The organism is Clostridium sp. (assembly GCF_051654825.1).
Lineage (GTDB): Bacteria > Bacillota > Clostridia > Clostridiales > Clostridiaceae > Clostridium.
On sequence record NZ_JBOFYU010000198.1, the window covers coordinates 1 to 17,460 of the forward strand.

Sequence of the window (17,460 nt, forward strand, 5' to 3'; positions counted from 1 at the left end):
AATCACTAGGATTTGTTAATCTAACACAAACATATCAAATGATGCATTAAATTCTAATGAACCGCCGTATACCGAACGGTACGTACGGTGGTGTGAGAGGTCGGTAGATAAAATAATTATCTACCTCCTACTCGATTAAATTTGGAATGATAGAGGTGAATTTTATGGAAGATGCTATTTGTGCTTCGGGTGATGAAATTAGGAGTAGGGATTTAAATATTTTAATAGAAGAATATATGCCTATGATTATTAAAAGTGTCAGTGATATTACAGGAAGATATGTATCACTAGGTAATGATGATGAAATTAGTATAGCATTAATAGCTTTTAAAGAAGCTGTTGATAAATATGATGATGAACGAGGGAGTTTCTCATCATTTGCTAGGCTTGTAATATCAAGTAGAGTAAAAAGTTATTTAATTAAGGAAAATAAACATAAAAATACAAGCTCTATTGAGGAATTAAAGGAATCAGGAATAGATGTTGCTGAAATATGCTCAACTCCCATAGAAAGTAATAATGAGCTTGCAATAGAAATAGGAAGGTTAAAGGATGAAATAGAATCATTTGGGTTTTCTTTTGAGGATTTAGTTCAGGAATCGCCAAAGCATGAGGATACAAGAAATAGAGCTATACATATATCTGAAAAAGTAAATGATGAAGAGGATTTAAAGTTATTTATGTATGAAAAAAAGAGGTTGCCTATAAAGCAAATATCTTTAAGATTAACAGTTACAGAAAAGATATTAAAGAAAAGTAAAAGATTTATTATTTCTGTTGTTGTAATAATAGATAAAAACTTTAGAAATTTAAAGTTATGGATAAGAAAATAGGGAGGTGTAAGTATGTTTAAGGGAATAGTTATGGAAGTAAAGGATAACTATCTTATTGTAATGAAAGAAGATGGCACCTTTGAGAAGATAAAAGCTAAGGGAAATCAAAAGGTAGGAGATAATATATTATTTTTAAGTGAAGATATATATGAGTCTGAAAAAAGTATAAATAAAAATAAGAAGTGGCTTGTACCTATATTAACTATAGCAGCATTATTTATGTTAGTATTTAATCCTTTATTAAGTAAGTTTACAATAGACTCAAATGCTTATGCTGTATTAACTATAGATATTAATCCAAGTATAGAAATTTTTCTAGATAATGAAGGAAAGATTTCTAAGATTACAGGAGCAAATGATGAAGGGGTAAGCCTTAATATTAGAGATATAAAGGGATTAACATTAGATGAGGGAATTTCAGTTTTAAGAAGAAAACTTAATGATTCAAGCTATATAAAAGATAAAACATCTGTATTAGTAGGGTTTTCATTCTTAAAGGAAGAAGATATTAGCTTTGAGGATTCAGTTCAAAAAACTCTTAAAAAGTATTTTAATGATAAGGATATAGCATTCTTAAAGGGAAGTAAAAATGATTTAGAAATAGCAAATGAAAAAAATATGACTCTTGGTAAATATGAGGCTTTAGTAAAGTTAAATGAAGATGACTTTGAAGATGCATTAGAAAACTTAACTACAGCAGAAATATTAGAACTATTAAAAAATAAGGATAATACAATTTTCTTAAGTGAAGATTTATTAGAGGAAGTTCAAGATGAACTAGAAGATAGAGGAGAAGAAAATATTCAAGGATTACCTATTAATGATAACAATAACAATGAAGATGATGATAATGATGATAGTAGTGACGACGATAATGATTATGATGGAGATAATGATCAAGAAGATGATGATAATGATGATGACCATGATTAAATAATGAGTAGTGCGAAGAATACTTAGATTAGTTTCTATTGTATATACACCTATAATAATATATAATTGAATAAATTATATAAGACTTAAAGAGGATAGGGGATTATTTATGAAGAAATTATTAGTAGTTGTAGATTATCAAAATGATTTTGTAGATGGTGCATTAGGCTTTAAAAAGGCAGAAACACTTGAAGTAGGAATATATAATAAGGTAAAGGATTATTTAGATAATGGAGATAAGGTATTATTTACTTATGATACTCATAATGATAATTATCTAGAGACTAGAGAAGGAAGAAACTTACCTGTAGTTCATTGTATAGATGGAACAAAGGGCCATGAGCTTTATGGAAGGTTAATAGAATTTAAAAATAATGAAAATACACTTCATTATAAAAAGGCTGGATTTGGATTATCACCAAAGGATGTAATGAACTTAGTTAAAGAAGTTGGGGAAGATATTGATTATATAGAAATTGTGGGAGTAGTTACTAATATATGTGTAATAAGTAATACTGTAGTTCTTCAATCACAATATTATTATGCAGATATAGTAGTAGATGCTTCTTTATGCGCAAGCTTTGATGATGTAATGCATGAAAAAACCTTAGATTTGCTAAAAGGAATACACATAAAAGTAATTAATGAATAGTATAAAGCTTTAACATTGGAAAACCGGTGTTAAAGCTTTTTTTATTAATAAGTATTTAGTAAATTGACTCTTTGCAATAATTTACAAATAATGTAAAAAGGTTTAAAATATTTTATAAGGACTTGAAATATAAATATAAAGTAAAGGAGGTTAGAGAGAATGTATTAAAAAATTAACTGCTTAAGAAGATATTTAAATAAGAAATAAAAATGTAAAAGGTGTTAGGGGGATAATAATGACAAAAAAACTATTTTTGAAAAGCTTTTCTAAAATTATAATGTTTATATTTTTAGTAACAACTATTTTTTCAAGTATAGGATCAATTTTTACAAAGGAAGTAAGTGCAAATGTAAATAAAAGCTATGGGGTAAACCTTGCATTAGGGAAAGATGTACAAGTATCAGGAACAGAAACAGCAAGTTTAACAGGGAATTTAGCTGTAGATGGTAATTATGAAAGTGATGATTCAAGATGGTCAAGTGCAACTGTAACAGATGATGCACCACAATGGCTATATGTAGATTTAGAAGATGAATATGTAATTGAAGAAATAAATATTCGTTGGCAAAATTGGGCTTATGGGACAGAAGTAAAAGTTCAAAAGTCTAATGATGCAAAGACTTGGGAGGATATTAAATCAATAAGTAATCCTTTAGGTAAAGAGGAAAAAAACAAAAATTTAGTAAATACTTTGACATTAGAAAATCAAAAGGCTAGGTATGTAAGAGTATTAATATTAAAAAGAAATCAATGGACATCTGTAAGTATAAGAGAACTTGAGGTTAATGGATATAAAATAAAGGAAGGTAATATAGCATTAGGGAAGTCAGCAACTGCATCAGCAGTGGAAAATAATAGCACAGTTTGGGTTCCTAATAAGGTAACTGATGGAGATAAGACTACTGATGATTCAAGATGGGCAAGCCCTACAATGCCAGTAATTCCAAGTGAAGCTGATAAGCATTGGGTATTAATAGATTTTGGAAAAGAAGTTGAAATGGACAGTGTGAAAATATACTGGTATAAAAAGGCTTTTGCTGAAAATGCAATAATCCAAATTTCTAAGGATGGAAAGACCTTTGAAGATATAAAGAATTTAACGCATCCTGCATCTAATAGTTTAGATTTAGTAGATGAAATAATTTTTAATGAAGCAAAAGAAGGAAGATACTTAAGAGTATTTATAACAGAGAGAAATGCTAATGCATATAATAATGTTTCTATCAGAGAAATAGAGGTAATGGGAAGAGAAAAATATGTCCCAGAATTAGATTTAACAGTTGAACAAGTAATAAATGGTATTACATCACTACCAGAAATAACATTAGAAGATATTAGTTTAAAACTACCAGAAGTTCCAAAGGGCTTTGGAATAAAGGTAAGAGGAAGTGAATTTGAAAACATAATAAGCAATGATGGAATAATTACAAGACATAATATAAATGACGCAAAGGTATCAGTCTTACTAGAGGTATTTAAGGAAAGTGATAGTACAAAAACTGCTACAAAAAATATAATAGTAAATGTTCCAGGAAAGTCTAGCTTATATCCTGAAATATTCCCAACAGTTACAGATGGTAATAAGGCTCCAAGGGTTATACCAAGCTTACAAGAATGGTATGGTTTAAATGGAAACTTTACTTTAACTGAGGATTCAAGAATATTAATTAATGCTGCAATAGGAGTAGATTTAAATAAGGTAGCTAAGCTGTTTAATGAAGACTTAAAGTATTTTACTAGTTTAGAGTTACCAGTAGTAGAAGTGACTTCAGAAGATGAAGTTAGAAGTGGTGATATATATATAGAAGCAATAGAAGAAAATGCTTTAGATTTAGGTAAAGAAGGTTACTTTACAAGAGTTAATGATAGTATAAAAATATATTCAGAAGCTTATACAGGATCACTTTATGGAACAATAACATTACTTCAAATATTATGGCAAGATAAGGATAACCTTACTATACCATGTGGAGTAATTAGAGATTATCCAAAGTATGAAGTTAGAGGTGCTATGCTTGATGTAGCTAGAATGCCAATGAGAATAGATTTTGTACGTGATTATGCAAAGATTTTATCTTGGTATAAGTTAAATGAATTCCATCTTCACTTAAATGATAATCAATGGTCAGATGGAGATTATAAAAATCCAGAAGCTTGGAATGATGTATATAGTGCTTTTAGATTAGAAAGTAAGAATCATCCAGGATTAAAACCAAGCAATAGTGATTTAAATGATCCTTATTATACACAAGAAGAATTTATAGACCTTCAATTAATGGCAATGGATTATGGAATGGAGGTAGTACCAGAAATCGATACACCAGCACATTCACTTCCATTTACTAAATATATGAGGGAAAAAGGAACCCCTATTCATAATACTAAATACTGGTTTGATCATATAGATATAGAAAGTGCAGAAGGTAAGGATTTTGTTAAGGGATTATTTGATGAGTTTATAGATGGACCAAATGGAGATAACCCTGTCTTCTTAGGTGATACAGTTCATATAGGAATTGATGAATATGATACAAGTGTTGGAGATAAATTTAAGCAATATACTGAGGAAATGGGTAATTATATATTAAGCAAAGGTAAAACTCCAAGAGTTTGGGGTTCATTTAAGCCTTTTGCAGGAACTACTAAGCTTCCAGAAGGAACTGTAATAGATGTATGGAGTTTAGGCTGGGAAGATGTAAATGCAAGAATTAAGGAAGGGTATGATTTAGTAAATGTACCTCAACCATTTACTTATATTACACCTTCAAGATGGCATAAAGACTTTATGAATACTCAAAATATATATAATAATTGGGAACCAAATGACTTTAATGGAGTTAAATTACCTTTAGGAGAGCCACAATTATTAGGTGGTAAAATGGCAATTTGGGGCGATGAATCTATGGAAGGTATTGTTGAAATTGATTTACATGAAAGATTATTGCCAGCAGTTGCAACATTAAGTGAAAAAACTTGGAGTGGTACAAGGGAAGATAAAGATTACTTTGAATTTATGAAGACCTTTAATGCCTTAAAGGAAGGTCCAAATACTACTGTTGGAAGAGATATAGAAAGTAAAAATGAAAATATATTTAAATATGACTTTGAAAATGGTGATGCAAAAGATTTAAGCTTAAATGGATATAATGGAGTTATAAAAAATGGAGAAGTAGTTGAAGAAAGTAAAAATAATATTTTAAACTTTAATGGAAATACAGTTTTAGAAACTGAATTACAATCTATTTCATATCCATATACAGCATCCTTTGATGTCAAGGTGGATAGCCTAGGGGAAATGGTTAATTTATTCTCAGGATATGATGGAGAATTAAGAGTAAAACCTGATGGAACCTTATCTATAAGAAGAAGTTTCTATGAGCAAGACTTTAATTATAAGTTAAAAGAAAATGAATGGAATGACATTACTATAGTAGGTACATTCCAAGCATTATCATTATATGTAAATGGTGAATTTGTAGAGCAATTACATTCATATAGAAGACATGATAATACAATAATAACAGGACAAAATTTACACACAACATTTGTATTACCATTAGAAAAAATAGGTGAAAATTTTAAAGGTCAAATGGATAATATAGAAGTTTATAATACTGTAATGAGTGATAAGTGGATAAAGGGCGATAAGCAAGAAAGAGTAAATCTAGCTTGTGGAGCTGATGCATATTCTTCATCTAATAAGGAGCTTTACACAAAAGAGTGGAGAGCTATAGATGGTGATAGAAGAAATGGTGATTCTAAATGGGTATCACAAAATAGTGATAATCAATGGTTATTAGTAGACTTAAAGGAAGTTAAAAAGGTTAGTGAAATTAATTTAATATTTAATGAATTAGTATCAGAGTATAAGATATTAACATCTAATGATGGTATTAATTATGAAGAAGTAGATCATATAACAAATAATAGCAAAATGGAAGTATCAAGCCAATTTGATTTAAGAGATGTAAGATATATAAAATTCCAAGGAGTTAAAAGAGGCGGAAATAATGGATATTCAATTATTGAACTTCAAGCCTTTGGAGAATACAAAGCAGTTGAAAAAACAGCTGACTTTAACAAAGATGGGTTAGTAGATATTAAAGATTTAGCTATGGCTTCTAAAAATTATGGTACTACTAATTTAGAATATGACTTAAATAATGATGGTGTAGTTGATACAAATGATATAAAAATAATAACAAATATTATTTTAGGAATAGAAGAGTAAATTATAAAATAGATAAAGGAGTTGCTTAGATTTAAGCAACTCCTTTAGAGTTAACTTGTTTTTTCTTTTTTAAACCATTTAAAAGCATTTTTTAATTTTATAGGATTACCATACATTAAAGTAGCTAATCTATAAATCTTTGCTCCAGCTAATGCAACTAATCCAGTTGAAGCTACTAGTATAAGGAATGAAACTGCAACTTCAATAGTAGAAACGGTTCCCATAGCCACACGAACAAGCATTGTCATAAAGGAGCTAAAGGGAACAAATGAAGCAACCTTCATTAACATACTATCACTATTAGTCATACCAAATATACTAATAAAGAATACAAATACAAATATCATTGCTATAGGTCCAATACTTGAGCTTACATCTTCTGTTTTTGAAACAAGAGCTCCTAAAGCACCAAATATAAATGCATAGAATAAATATCCCATACCACCAAATAATGCAAAGGTAATTAATAAGTTAGAAGGTATATTAAATACTCCATCTAATACTCCATTCCAAGCACCTCTGTTTAAGCTATAGCTAATTATACCTGAGCCTAAGATAAGTCCGACTTGTATAAAGCTAGCTATTGCTCCACCTATTACCTTACCAAAGATAAGGCTATTACTACTTGTGCTAGTTACTAATACTTCGATAGCTCTATTACTCTTTTCAGCAGTAACAGCTACAGCAATTAGTTGCCCATAAATTAAAATCATCATATATAAAAGGAAGACAAGCATATATGTGTATATATAATTGCTTACACCATCTTTACCTAAAATAGTTACTTCAGATTGAATTGGTGTATGAATAGTTGAATTTAATTCATTAAAGTCTAAACCTTCTTTTGCTGCATAGTTTTGAAGATTTAAATTAGATAATAATGATTCAAATTGCATTTGATTCATATCAGTAAAGCCTGAGTTTTTAACTAAATAATTATATTGAGTAGGAGTAGTTACTACAAATCCAGCTTTTACCTTATCAGAGTTAATCAATTCAGTTATTTCATCTTCACTTTTTACAACTTCCCAATTAGAATTTGGAAAAGTAGCCTTAAGTATTTCTGTATTAGGGAATAAACCAGCCTTATCATATATAGCTAAATTAGTTATATCTTCTTCAGAAGTATTTGCAGAATCTTCAACAGTAGTACCATTTCCAAGCTGAGGGATTAATTTAGAAAAGTCAAAAAATGAAGGTAATGATAATCCAATCATTAATACTACTGAAATTAAAACTGTAGTTATAATATATCCCTTATTTTTAAAGTAATTATTTAATTCAAAACCTAAAACTGTTAAAAACTGTTTCATTAATTGTCACCTGCCTTTAATACAAATATATCTGTTAATGTTGGTTCATAGTCACCAAATTTTTCAATATCTATATTTGATTTAAGAATTTCACCTAATAATGAATTTTTACTATAACCATCATTTAATTCTAAAATTATAAAGTCCTTTTTAACTTCTTTTACAGTTGCTATGTTATTAAACTTTTCTCCACATAATGAATTTAATTCAGTTAAAGAATAGTTATTTGCACTTAAAATTAATCTGTTTTTACCAAAATCCTTTTTGATTTCTTTTAAGTTTCCGCTTAATGCTATGTCACCTTTATTTATTATTGCAATTTCCTCACAAAACTCTTCAACATAATTCATTTGATGGCTAGAGAAAATTACTAGTTTATTTTCACTAATAAGTTCATTAACAACATCCTTTAATATTTGAGAGTTTACAGGATCTAATCCACTAAAGGGCTCATCTAATATAACAATTTCAGGATTACATACTAAAGTTTGAGCTAATTGAACCTTTTGTTGATTACCTTTTGATAATGTATCTAATTTTCTATTTTCATATTCAAGTATTCCAAGCTTTTGAAGCCATTTTTGAGCATTAGTTTTTGCTTCCTTTTTACTTATTCCTCTTAAAGCCGCTAAGTAAACTATTTGTTCCATAACCTTTTTCTTTGGATATAGACCTCTTTCTTCAGGAAGATATCCTATTTGATAATTTCTAGGATTGAAATTTTTACCATCAATTAATATTTCTCCAGAGTTAGCTTTAAACACATCCATCAAAATACGAATAGTAGTAGTTTTACCAGCACCATTTCGTCCAAGTAGACCTAATGCCTTACCGTTTTGTACAGAAAATGATATACCATGTAGTACTTCGTTACCGTCAAAGCTTTTACGTAGATTTTTTACTTCTAATTTCATATTTTACCCCTTTCAATTAATGTCAAAATAATTATAAGTTTTATTATATTTTTTTATATGGTACAACATAACTTATTATAATATAACATTTAACCAATTGCAATATATTCCAATGATATTATTTTAAATTAGGCTATGTTTTAAATCAACGTTATCATGGTAATATTTCGTAAATATTACCAGTAAACAAGTTTAAAGCATAGAGTATAAATTAATTTATGATAATATAATATAGATTTATTCAGTTATGATAATACTTGTGTATAATAATATGATATAGATTTATAATGTAGACATTAGGAGTGATAAAAATGAATTTTTTAATACCTGTTTTAATAGGTGTACCTATATATTCTTTTTGTTACTATCAAAATAATAAGATAGATGTAACAAAGTTAGAAGTTAAAAAAAATATTAAAGAAAAAATTAGAATAGTACAAATTTCAGATTTACATAGCAAGGAATTTGGAAAAGATAATAATATATTAAGAAAAATGATATTAGAGCAAACCCCTGATGTTATAGTAGCAACAGGGGATATAATAGATTCTAATCTTAAAAATAAAGAAAAAATGTTAGACTTCTTAATTTCTTTAAATAAAGAAGTTAGAGTAATATATATCCCTGGAAATAATGAATATAGAACAGAGTTAATGGATGAATTTAATAATAAACTTAAGAGAAATGGAGTTGTAGCATTAAAAAATGAGATTGCAACATTAAATATTAAAGGCTACGAAATAAATTTTTTAGGATTAGTAGAAGATTTAGATAGGGAAAATATGAGTAAAATTAAAAGAGCTAAATGCAGATATTTTTATCAGGATGATAAGGTCTTATTTAATAAGTTAGAAGCTAAAAGTGGCATAAAAATAGTTTTAAGTCATTATCCAGAAAATTTTGCTCTAATAAATGATAAATCATATAATAAGTACAATTTTGATTTAATGTTTTCAGGTCATGCTCATGGTGGTCAATTTATCATTCCAGGAATAGGTGGATTATTTGCACCAGGTCAAGGAATACTTCCTAAATATTATTCTGGCATATATGGAGAAAAAAATAAGCTTATAGTAAGCAGAGGGTTAGGAAATAGTGGTTTTCCATTAAGATTGTTTAATAAACCAAACATAATAGTTTTAGATTTAGTTTAATTAAAAAAGTATTTATAAAAAAGTATGATAAAATTGTAAAAAAATATAAATAAGGTATAAATATGTATTAATATAAATATATAATTACTTTATCTGAGTATGATATAATTATAAGAAAATAATAGAAATAATGGTTAATATTAAGTTATATTTTACAAAAGAATAAAAATAAAGCGGAGGTGGGATATATTAAAAAATTTATATTTAGAGTTTTAGTCCTTATATTTTGCATTTTAACTTTAAGTGAATCGATTAATATAACTTTTGCAACAGATAAAAAAACTTTATTAATAATAAATTCATATCAAAATGGACAAAAGTGGGAAGAGCATGTTTTGAATGGTGTTTATGAAGAAATAGAATCATATGGAAAAGGTGATATTCAAATTAAAGTAGAATATTTAGATTTCAGACATAACTTTGAAGAGAAATATTTAAGAGAATTCATTGAAATGTTAGAGGTTAAATATCCAAGTGGAACTATTAATGGTATATATGCAGTTGATGATGAAGCATTTATTTTTATAAAGGATTATATATTAAATAAGAAAAGTGAATTTTATAAGGTTCCATTAATTTTTAGTGGAGTTAATTCTAAAATAGCATTATCGGAAGAAGAAAAAAAATATATAACAGGAATTTATGAAAGAGATGATACGGTACAATTATTAAATTTGATATTTGATATGAATGAAGATATAACAAATATTAATGTTATTGTTGAAGATTCAGAGTATGGGAGAAGCTTGAAAAAAGAAATTAATGAAAATATTGAAGACCATTGGAATGGACGTTTAGAACTTAATTATATTGAAGGAAACTACATTGAGGACATAGAAAATAAATTAAAACAAATAACATTTAATGAAAATAGCGCAGTAGTTATTGCCGGAGAGTATCAATATAAAACAAGTGGAACATATGTTAATCCAATAGATACTATAAAAACAATAAAAAAATATTCTATGAATCCTATTTATTCAAATGATCAAACTTATATTGATGCAGGAATACTTGGGGGATGCATAGATTTAGGTGAAGACCATGGAAAAAGTGCAATTAATAAGTTTTATTCAATTTTAAATGGACAAGATATTTTTGATATTGAATCAAATTTAGAGACAGTAGCTAGTAAATTTATAAATTATAAAGAAATATATGAATTTAATATAAATCCATGGGATATTCCATTATATAGCATAGTAAGAAATAAGAAGTTTTATAACTTACTAGTTCCTACATATGTAAAGTACATATTAATATTTATAATTGTTGGGGTAATAGCTTTAATAGCAAATCTTTTTGTACAAGCTACTAAAGAAAAGAAAAAGAGAATTTATCAAGAAGAGCTAGAGAAAGTTAGTACTGATTATATTATAAGTATGAGTCATGAACTTAGAACACCTATAAATATTATTTTAAATACTACTAGGTTACTAGAAAGTAAAAATAGAAATAGTATTATAGATTCTAAATATTTAGATATGAGGCTTGACAATATTTCAAAAAACTCATTTAGACTTTTAAAAGTAGTAAATAATATAATAGATTTTTCGAAGCTAAGATTAGGTTTTTTAAACTTAAATTTAGAAAATATAGATATGGTTTGTTTAACTAGAACTATATTTGAAGGAATAGATGATTATTGTGCACAAAAAGATATTTATCTTTCTTTTGAAGCTTTAGAGGATGAAATAGTAACAGCAGTAGATAGTAAAAGAATTCAAAGAGTTATATTAAATATTTTATCAAACGCAATAAAGTTTACTGAAGAGGGTGGATCAATATATGGATCTATTGGAAAAGTTGAAAATAATTTAGTAATAACAATTAGAGATACAGGAATAGGTATTCGTAAAGAATTATTAGATAAAATATTTCTAAAATTTTATCAAGTAGATGATGTTTTAACTAGGAAAAATGAAGGAAGTGGAATTGGTTTAAATATTTGTAGTGAAATAGTAAGTCTTCATAATGGAAAAATAGTAGTTGAAAGTGAAATTGATAAAGGAAGCATATTTAAAGTAATAATTCCTATAAAAACTTGTGATAATAAAAATATAATTAAAAAATTTAATGATAACTATGAGGATATACACATAGAAATGTCTGATATAGATTAAGGGATATAGAAAACATTAGGAGTATTTTTCACTAATGTTTTCTTTTTTATTAGGATATGTTTTAAACTTGTTTGCTAGTAATATTTATCAACATTGATTTTAAACATAGCTTTATATTGAAATATAAAACTGAAAATTGGAAAAAATACAGAATATTAAGGAATATTAAGAATTTATTAGGAAAATTCATGATACAATATAATTGTTAAAAAACTGTGAATTTACAAGAATGGAGGAATAATATGAGAAAGATATTTAAGAGATTAATATCGGCTACTTTATGCTCAACTTTAATGCTTTCAGTTATAGGTTGTGGAGAAAAGAGCGTAGAAAATAAGATGGGAAGGTATCTAGAAGAAAGATATACTTTACCAGAAGGTGTTTATTTTCAAGAAATGGTAAAGCTTCAAGATGGTAAGATTGCAATGATTGGCGGAGGTCAAAATGGTGAATTAATAAATTACCTTTCTGAAGATGGGGGACAAAGTTGGACAGAGAAAAAAATAGACCTTCCAAAGCAAGAAGGAAAAGAAACTTTGACAGCTGCAAGCACTGTATTAAAGGATGGTCAAATATTAACAGGATATTACTTTATGGATCCAATTCCAGAGAATGGTGAAGCAGTTCCATTTAATAAGGAAGAATATAAAGAACCTGAAATTAAATATGGAATAGTAGATAATGAAGGAAAGTTTAATGAAAAGAATATAGATTTTTCTCAACCTGGCGAAACAGAAGAAGGTATGGGAATGGGGATGCCTCATAGATTTAAGGGAGCTAATAATGGAGATATCTTTTATCAAACACCTTCAGGTGAAGAAGTAGTTCAAATAGATGGACAAACATTTGAAGAAAAAAATAGATATCAATCTAGCGACTATATTGAAAACTTTTTAATATTAGAAAATTCACTTATAATATGGGGATTTTCAGGAATTGTAGAGTATGATATTGAAACTGGAAAAGAAAAAGGAAACTTAGAAGCCTTAGAAAAAGAAACTATAAAAACTACAACAAATTACTATCCAACAGTTTTAAATAGTGATAGCAAAGATAAGATATATTATTACAGTGTATTAGGGTTAAACGCTTACGATATTGCAAATAAAAAAAGTGAGCAATTAATAGATGGTGCCCTTTCTATATTTGGTACTAGAGATGCATCAGTATCAGGTTTTATTGAAAAAGATAATGGTGATTTTTTAGTTTTAGTTTCTGATTGGACTACAGGAGAAACATCATTATTAAATTACACATATTCAGCTGATACACCAGCAGTTCCAGATAAGCAATTAACAGTATATTCATTAGTAGAAAGTGACACTATAAGACAAGCTGTTTCAGCATATTCAAAGTCACATCAAGATACTTATGTAAAATATGAAATAGGTTTATCTTATGATGGTGGAGCAACTGAAGCAGATGCATTAAAAACTTTAAATACGGAAATAATGGCAGGAAATGGACCAGATGTTATTTTATTAGAAGGTCTACCAGTTGATTCTTATATTGAAAAAGGTTTATTAGAAGACATAAGTGATGTTATAGCTAGCTATTCATCTGAAGGAGCTATATTAAAGAATATTGAAGATGCTTATAAAGTTGATGGAAAGATATATCAATTCCCAACAAGCTTTAAATTACCTATGTTAGTTGGTGAAAAGGCTAATATAGAAAAAGTAACAGATTTTGATTCTTATGCAAATCTTGTGAAAGAATTAGGACAAGCATCTGATAAAAGAATTTTTGATTATTACTCACCAAAAACATTAATATATTCATTATATTATTTATATGGAAATACATGGCTTAATGATGATAACACAATTAATGCTGATAATATGAAGAAGTTCCTTAATAGTAGTAAGGAAATGTACACTGTTATTAATGATAAAAATGAAAAGTATATGAAAAAGATGGAAGAATCATATAAAGAACCTATGAATAGCATTGATAAGGGTGAAATGATTGATAGTAGTGTTTCAATTGATAAGGCACCAGAAGAAGAATATAAACCATCACCAGGTGAAGAAGATATGATGAATCATTTTGATCTAAATTATAGCTTAAACCCTTCACTTTATATTGATAGCATGTTTATGGATGAAGAACCTGTACAATTAATGTTTGGTGGAATAGATGATGGGTATTCATATGCATCAATGGTTACTGCTTTAAATTCAGGTAAAAACATAGATTTTAAAGTTTTAACTAGAGGTGATGAAAACATATTTATGCCAGTAGAAGCTATAGGTGTAAATTCTAAGAGTGCAAATAAAGAAGCAGCAAAGGAATTTGTTAAAGAAATACTTTCAGAAAAGGTTCAAACTCAAGGATGGAGAAGAGGATTACCAGTAAATAAAATAGCTCTTCAAAAGAAATTTGAACTAGAAAAATTTGAAGGATTTGAACCAGAAAAGGATGAGGCTACAAATCATTATATAATGGGAAGTATGTTCTATACAGATGTAAATGGAAATGAAAAAGAAGTAAAACAATTATGGCCTAATGAAGAAGATGTAAATAGAATAATGGGTGAAATAGAAAAGGTAAATGTAGCCCCTACTTTAAACAAAGTATTATTATTAGAAGTAGCAAAACAATTTGAAACATTTGCACAAGGTGAATGTTCTGTAGATGAAGCTGTAAATAAAATTATAGAAAACCTAGACATTTATTTATCAGAGTAATATGAAGAAAATAAAAAATAAAAAAAAGGTTAATTTAACTGGATTTTATTTTGTTTTACCAAGCATCATAGGGGTAACAATATTTACATTGATACCCTCTATGGATGTTTTTATAAGATCCTTTCAAAGTGCAGTTTCAAGAGAATTTACAGGGCTACAAAATTATAAAGAAGTATTTACTAATGCTGCATTTAAATTAGCAGCAGGAAATACTATTAAGTTTTCATTAGTATGTATTCCATTATTATTAATAATATCTTTAGCAATAGCGCTGTATTTAAATAGGTTTGTAAAATCATCACAAATATTAAGAACAGCATTTTTAATTCCTATGGCAGTGCCTATAGCTTCAGTTGTTTTAATATGGAATATAGTATTTGAAAAGCAAGGTGTGTTAAGTAGTATAGTTACTAAGTTTGGATTAGAAGGTCAGGACTGGATGGCTACAAAATATGCTTTTTGGATATTAGTGTTTAGTTATATATGGAAAAATCTTGGTTATAACATTATTTTATGGTTAGCTGGTTTAAATGCTATACCAAAGGGATTATATGAATCAGCAGAAGTTGATGGTGCAAGTAAGTGGCAATGTTTTAAGCATATAACTATTCCTTGCTTAAAGCCAACATTATATACTGTTGCAGTTTTATCATTATTAAATTCCTTTAAGGTATTTAGAGAAGCTTATTTAGTTGCAGGAGATTATCCAGATAAAAGCATGTATATGCTGCAACATTTATTTAATAACTGGTTTAGAGAATTATCTTATGGAAAAATGGCTGCAGCATCAGTTGTTATGGCCATAATAATATTTATTCTAATTATGATGCTTCAAAGGGCATGGGAAAAGCAAGAATAGAAAAGGTGGGTGACAGTAATGAAGAAAAAAATAATATTTTTGATATTACTAATAATATCACTATTTATGTGTTTTCCAGTAATATTTTTAATAGCTGGTTCCTTTATGGGAACAGGTGAATTGAAAGGGCATTTAGCGCCAATATTAACAGAGACAGAAGGTTTTATAACTTGGAATATAATTCCCAAATATCCTACCTTAAGATCCTATGTAGAGTTATTATTTGATACACCAGAATTCTTTGTTATGTTTTGGAATTCTGTAAAGATAGTAGTTTTTTCAATAGGTGGACAACTGTTAGTGGGAGTTATAGCAGCATGGGGATTTGCAAAATATAAATTTCCATTTAAAAAGATATTATTTACTATATACATAGTAGTAATGTTAATGCCTTTCCAAGTTACAATGTTATCAAACTATTTAGTTTTAGATACATTAAATATATTAGATACTCATTTAAGTATTATATTACCTGGAATGTTTTCTACATTTTCTGTATTTATAATGTATAGATTTTTTAGTAATATTCCAGATGCAATATTAGAAGCTGCAAGATTAGATGGGGCAAGTGAACTACAAATATTCTTTAATATAGGAATACCACTAGGAATGCCAGGAATTATGTCAGCAGTTATACTACAATTCTTAGAGTTTTGGAATTTAATAGAACAGCCACTTACATTCTTAAAGGATAAAAGCTTATGGCCATTATCTATTTATTTACCAAATGTAACTCTGGAAAATGCTGGAATGGCTTTTACTGCATCAGCAGTAACCTTAGTTGCAGCAATAATAGTATTTTTTGCAGGACAAAGTTATCTAGAGCAAGGGATTGCAGCATCAGCAGTAAAGGAATGATAATATGGATATAAAGAAGATTATTAATTATGAAATAGTAAAAAAAGGTAAGGATACATTGCAAAAAAAAGCTTTTAAAGCATTGATTGCATTTATCATACTTATGATAATGTGTACTATATTTTCTAGGTTTGCAAATTCATTAACTATTCCAGTTGTTAAAACAGATGGACCAAAGGTAAAAACTATGGTAGATGAGTTAAAAGCAGAGGGAAGAATAGTAAAAAATAGAGAAGATAAAGTAGGAATTATAGAAGGTCTTAAAGTAGAATATATAAATGTAAATATAGGGTCTTCAGTGAAAAAGGATGATGTAATAGTAGAGCTAAATACAGATAATTTAAAAACAAAAATAGATGAAATAAAAGAAAAAATTTCATCAGAGCAAAAAGCTTTAAATAGAGCTACAGAAGATTACAATACAGCTGTAGGAAGAAAAGAAACTGCAGCAAATAAAGCATATGATGAAATGGATGCAGCTTATAAGGCATTAGAGGATTATAAAGCTTCAAGCAATAAGGATGAAATGATGGAGCAATCATTAGTTTCAGATTATGAAATGAAAAAAAGTGCTTATGAGCAAGCGTTAGCTGATTTTAATAATAATGTAGATTTAGAAAGAGCTCTTCAAGATGTAAAAGATTCTTTAAAGTTAGATGAGCATAATGCAGAGTTAGCGAAATTACAGCCATTACTAGATGCAGGTGGAAAAGTTGTATCTCCACAAGATGGAGTTGTAACTAATATTTTTGCAGAAAATGGTGGTGTTACAACAGATACAATTATTTCTTTAGCTAATGAAAAAGCAGGATTTAAATTTGTAGGTCAAATTAGCAAAGAACATAGAAGCAAGATTAAGCAAGGACAAGCAGTAGTAGTAACTTTACAAAGCGGAGGAGC

Annotated in this window: 12 protein-coding genes; 10 read left to right on the forward strand and 2 right to left on the reverse strand. The window is 27.9% G+C overall.

The window, feature by feature from the left end:
• Positions 1-164 precede the first annotated feature (164 nt).
• The 4 genes from ACRDBA_RS11510 (at position 165) to ACRDBA_RS11525 (ending at position 6,649) form a co-directional block, all read left to right on the forward strand.
• Positions 165-833 carry a sigma-70 family RNA polymerase sigma factor gene (locus ACRDBA_RS11510; protein WP_438573063.1) on the forward strand — a complete coding sequence of 223 codons (669 nt, stop codon included), beginning with the start codon at positions 165-167 and terminating at the stop codon, positions 831-833.
• Positions 834-845: 12 nt separating this feature from the next.
• Positions 846-1,766: an anti-sigma factor domain-containing protein gene (locus ACRDBA_RS11515; RefSeq protein ID WP_438573064.1), complete on the forward strand. Its 921-nt coding sequence runs from the start codon at positions 846-848 to the stop codon at positions 1,764-1,766.
• Between the two features lie 109 nt (positions 1,767-1,875).
• The gene (locus ACRDBA_RS11520; protein WP_438573065.1) at positions 1,876-2,418 is read left to right on the forward strand and encodes a cysteine hydrolase family protein; all 543 of its coding nucleotides are present in this window, start codon (positions 1,876-1,878) and stop codon (positions 2,416-2,418) included.
• Between the two features lie 235 nt (positions 2,419-2,653).
• Positions 2,654-6,649, forward strand: a complete 3,996-nt coding sequence (locus ACRDBA_RS11525; protein ID WP_438573066.1) for a discoidin domain-containing protein — start codon at positions 2,654-2,656, stop codon at positions 6,647-6,649.
• Between the two features lie 50 nt (positions 6,650-6,699).
• Here the strand turns inward: ACRDBA_RS11525 and ACRDBA_RS11530 are convergent, their stop codons facing one another.
• Positions 6,700-7,962 (reverse strand): ABC transporter permease, encoded by a 1,263-nt coding sequence (locus ACRDBA_RS11530; protein ID WP_438573067.1) that lies wholly within the window; start codon positions 7,960-7,962, stop codon positions 6,700-6,702.
• Complete coding sequence (locus tag ACRDBA_RS11535) at positions 7,962-8,876, reverse strand: ABC transporter ATP-binding protein (RefSeq protein ID WP_438573068.1); 915 nt, start codon at positions 8,874-8,876, stop codon at positions 7,962-7,964. The genes ACRDBA_RS11530 and ACRDBA_RS11535 overlap by 1 nt, the downstream gene beginning before the upstream one ends.
• 311 nt (positions 8,877-9,187) lie before the next feature.
• On the opposite strand from ACRDBA_RS11535, the gene ACRDBA_RS11540 reads away from it, so the two are divergent.
• The 6 genes from ACRDBA_RS11540 to ACRDBA_RS11565 all read left to right on the forward strand — a co-directional run.
• Positions 9,188-10,030, forward strand: a complete 843-nt coding sequence (locus ACRDBA_RS11540) for a metallophosphoesterase (protein WP_438573069.1) — start codon at positions 9,188-9,190, stop codon at positions 10,028-10,030.
• A 179-nt stretch (positions 10,031-10,209) separates the two neighbouring features.
• Positions 10,210-12,153: an ABC transporter substrate binding protein gene (locus ACRDBA_RS11545; RefSeq protein ID WP_438573070.1), complete on the forward strand. Its 1,944-nt coding sequence runs from the start codon at positions 10,210-10,212 to the stop codon at positions 12,151-12,153.
• Between the two features lie 242 nt (positions 12,154-12,395).
• A complete protein-coding gene (locus ACRDBA_RS11550) occupies positions 12,396-14,843 on the forward strand; it encodes an ABC transporter substrate-binding protein (RefSeq protein ID WP_438573071.1) in 2,448 nt (815 codons plus the stop codon).
• Position 14,844: 1 nt separating this feature from the next.
• Positions 14,845-15,702 carry a carbohydrate ABC transporter permease gene (locus ACRDBA_RS11555; RefSeq protein WP_438573072.1) on the forward strand — a complete coding sequence of 286 codons (858 nt, stop codon included), beginning with the start codon at positions 14,845-14,847 and terminating at the stop codon, positions 15,700-15,702.
• A gap of 18 nt (positions 15,703-15,720) precedes the next feature.
• Positions 15,721-16,560: a carbohydrate ABC transporter permease gene (locus ACRDBA_RS11560; RefSeq protein WP_438573073.1), complete on the forward strand. Its 840-nt coding sequence runs from the start codon at positions 15,721-15,723 to the stop codon at positions 16,558-16,560.
• 4 nt (positions 16,561-16,564) lie between these two features.
• Positions 16,565-17,460: hypothetical protein (locus tag ACRDBA_RS11565; RefSeq protein WP_438573074.1), on the forward strand; the 896-nt coding region annotated here is incomplete at its 3' end.

What these genes read in the sequence shown, in the direction of transcription:
- ACRDBA_RS11535 (WP_438573068.1), bottom strand. Translation starts at nt 8,876, where the DNA reads ATGAAATTAGAAGTAAAAAATCTACGTAAAAGCTTTGACGGTAACGAA.
- ACRDBA_RS11555 (WP_438573072.1), top strand. Translation starts at nt 14,845, where the DNA reads ATGAAGAAAATAAAAAATAAAAAAAAGGTTAATTTAACTGGATTTTAT.
- ACRDBA_RS11525 (WP_438573066.1), top strand. Translation starts at nt 2,654, where the DNA reads ATGACAAAAAAACTATTTTTGAAAAGCTTTTCTAAAATTATAATGTTT.
- ACRDBA_RS11510 (WP_438573063.1), top strand. Translation starts at nt 165, where the DNA reads ATGGAAGATGCTATTTGTGCTTCGGGTGATGAAATTAGGAGTAGGGAT.
- ACRDBA_RS11530 (WP_438573067.1), bottom strand. Translation starts at nt 7,962, where the DNA reads ATGAAACAGTTTTTAACAGTTTTAGGTTTTGAATTAAATAATTACTTT.
- ACRDBA_RS11520 (WP_438573065.1), top strand. Translation starts at nt 1,876, where the DNA reads ATGAAGAAATTATTAGTAGTTGTAGATTATCAAAATGATTTTGTAGAT.
- ACRDBA_RS11540 (WP_438573069.1), top strand. Translation starts at nt 9,188, where the DNA reads ATGAATTTTTTAATACCTGTTTTAATAGGTGTACCTATATATTCTTTT.
- ACRDBA_RS11515 (WP_438573064.1), top strand. Translation starts at nt 846, where the DNA reads ATGTTTAAGGGAATAGTTATGGAAGTAAAGGATAACTATCTTATTGTA.
- ACRDBA_RS11560 (WP_438573073.1), top strand. Translation starts at nt 15,721, where the DNA reads ATGAAGAAAAAAATAATATTTTTGATATTACTAATAATATCACTATTT.
- ACRDBA_RS11550 (WP_438573071.1), top strand. Translation starts at nt 12,396, where the DNA reads ATGAGAAAGATATTTAAGAGATTAATATCGGCTACTTTATGCTCAACT.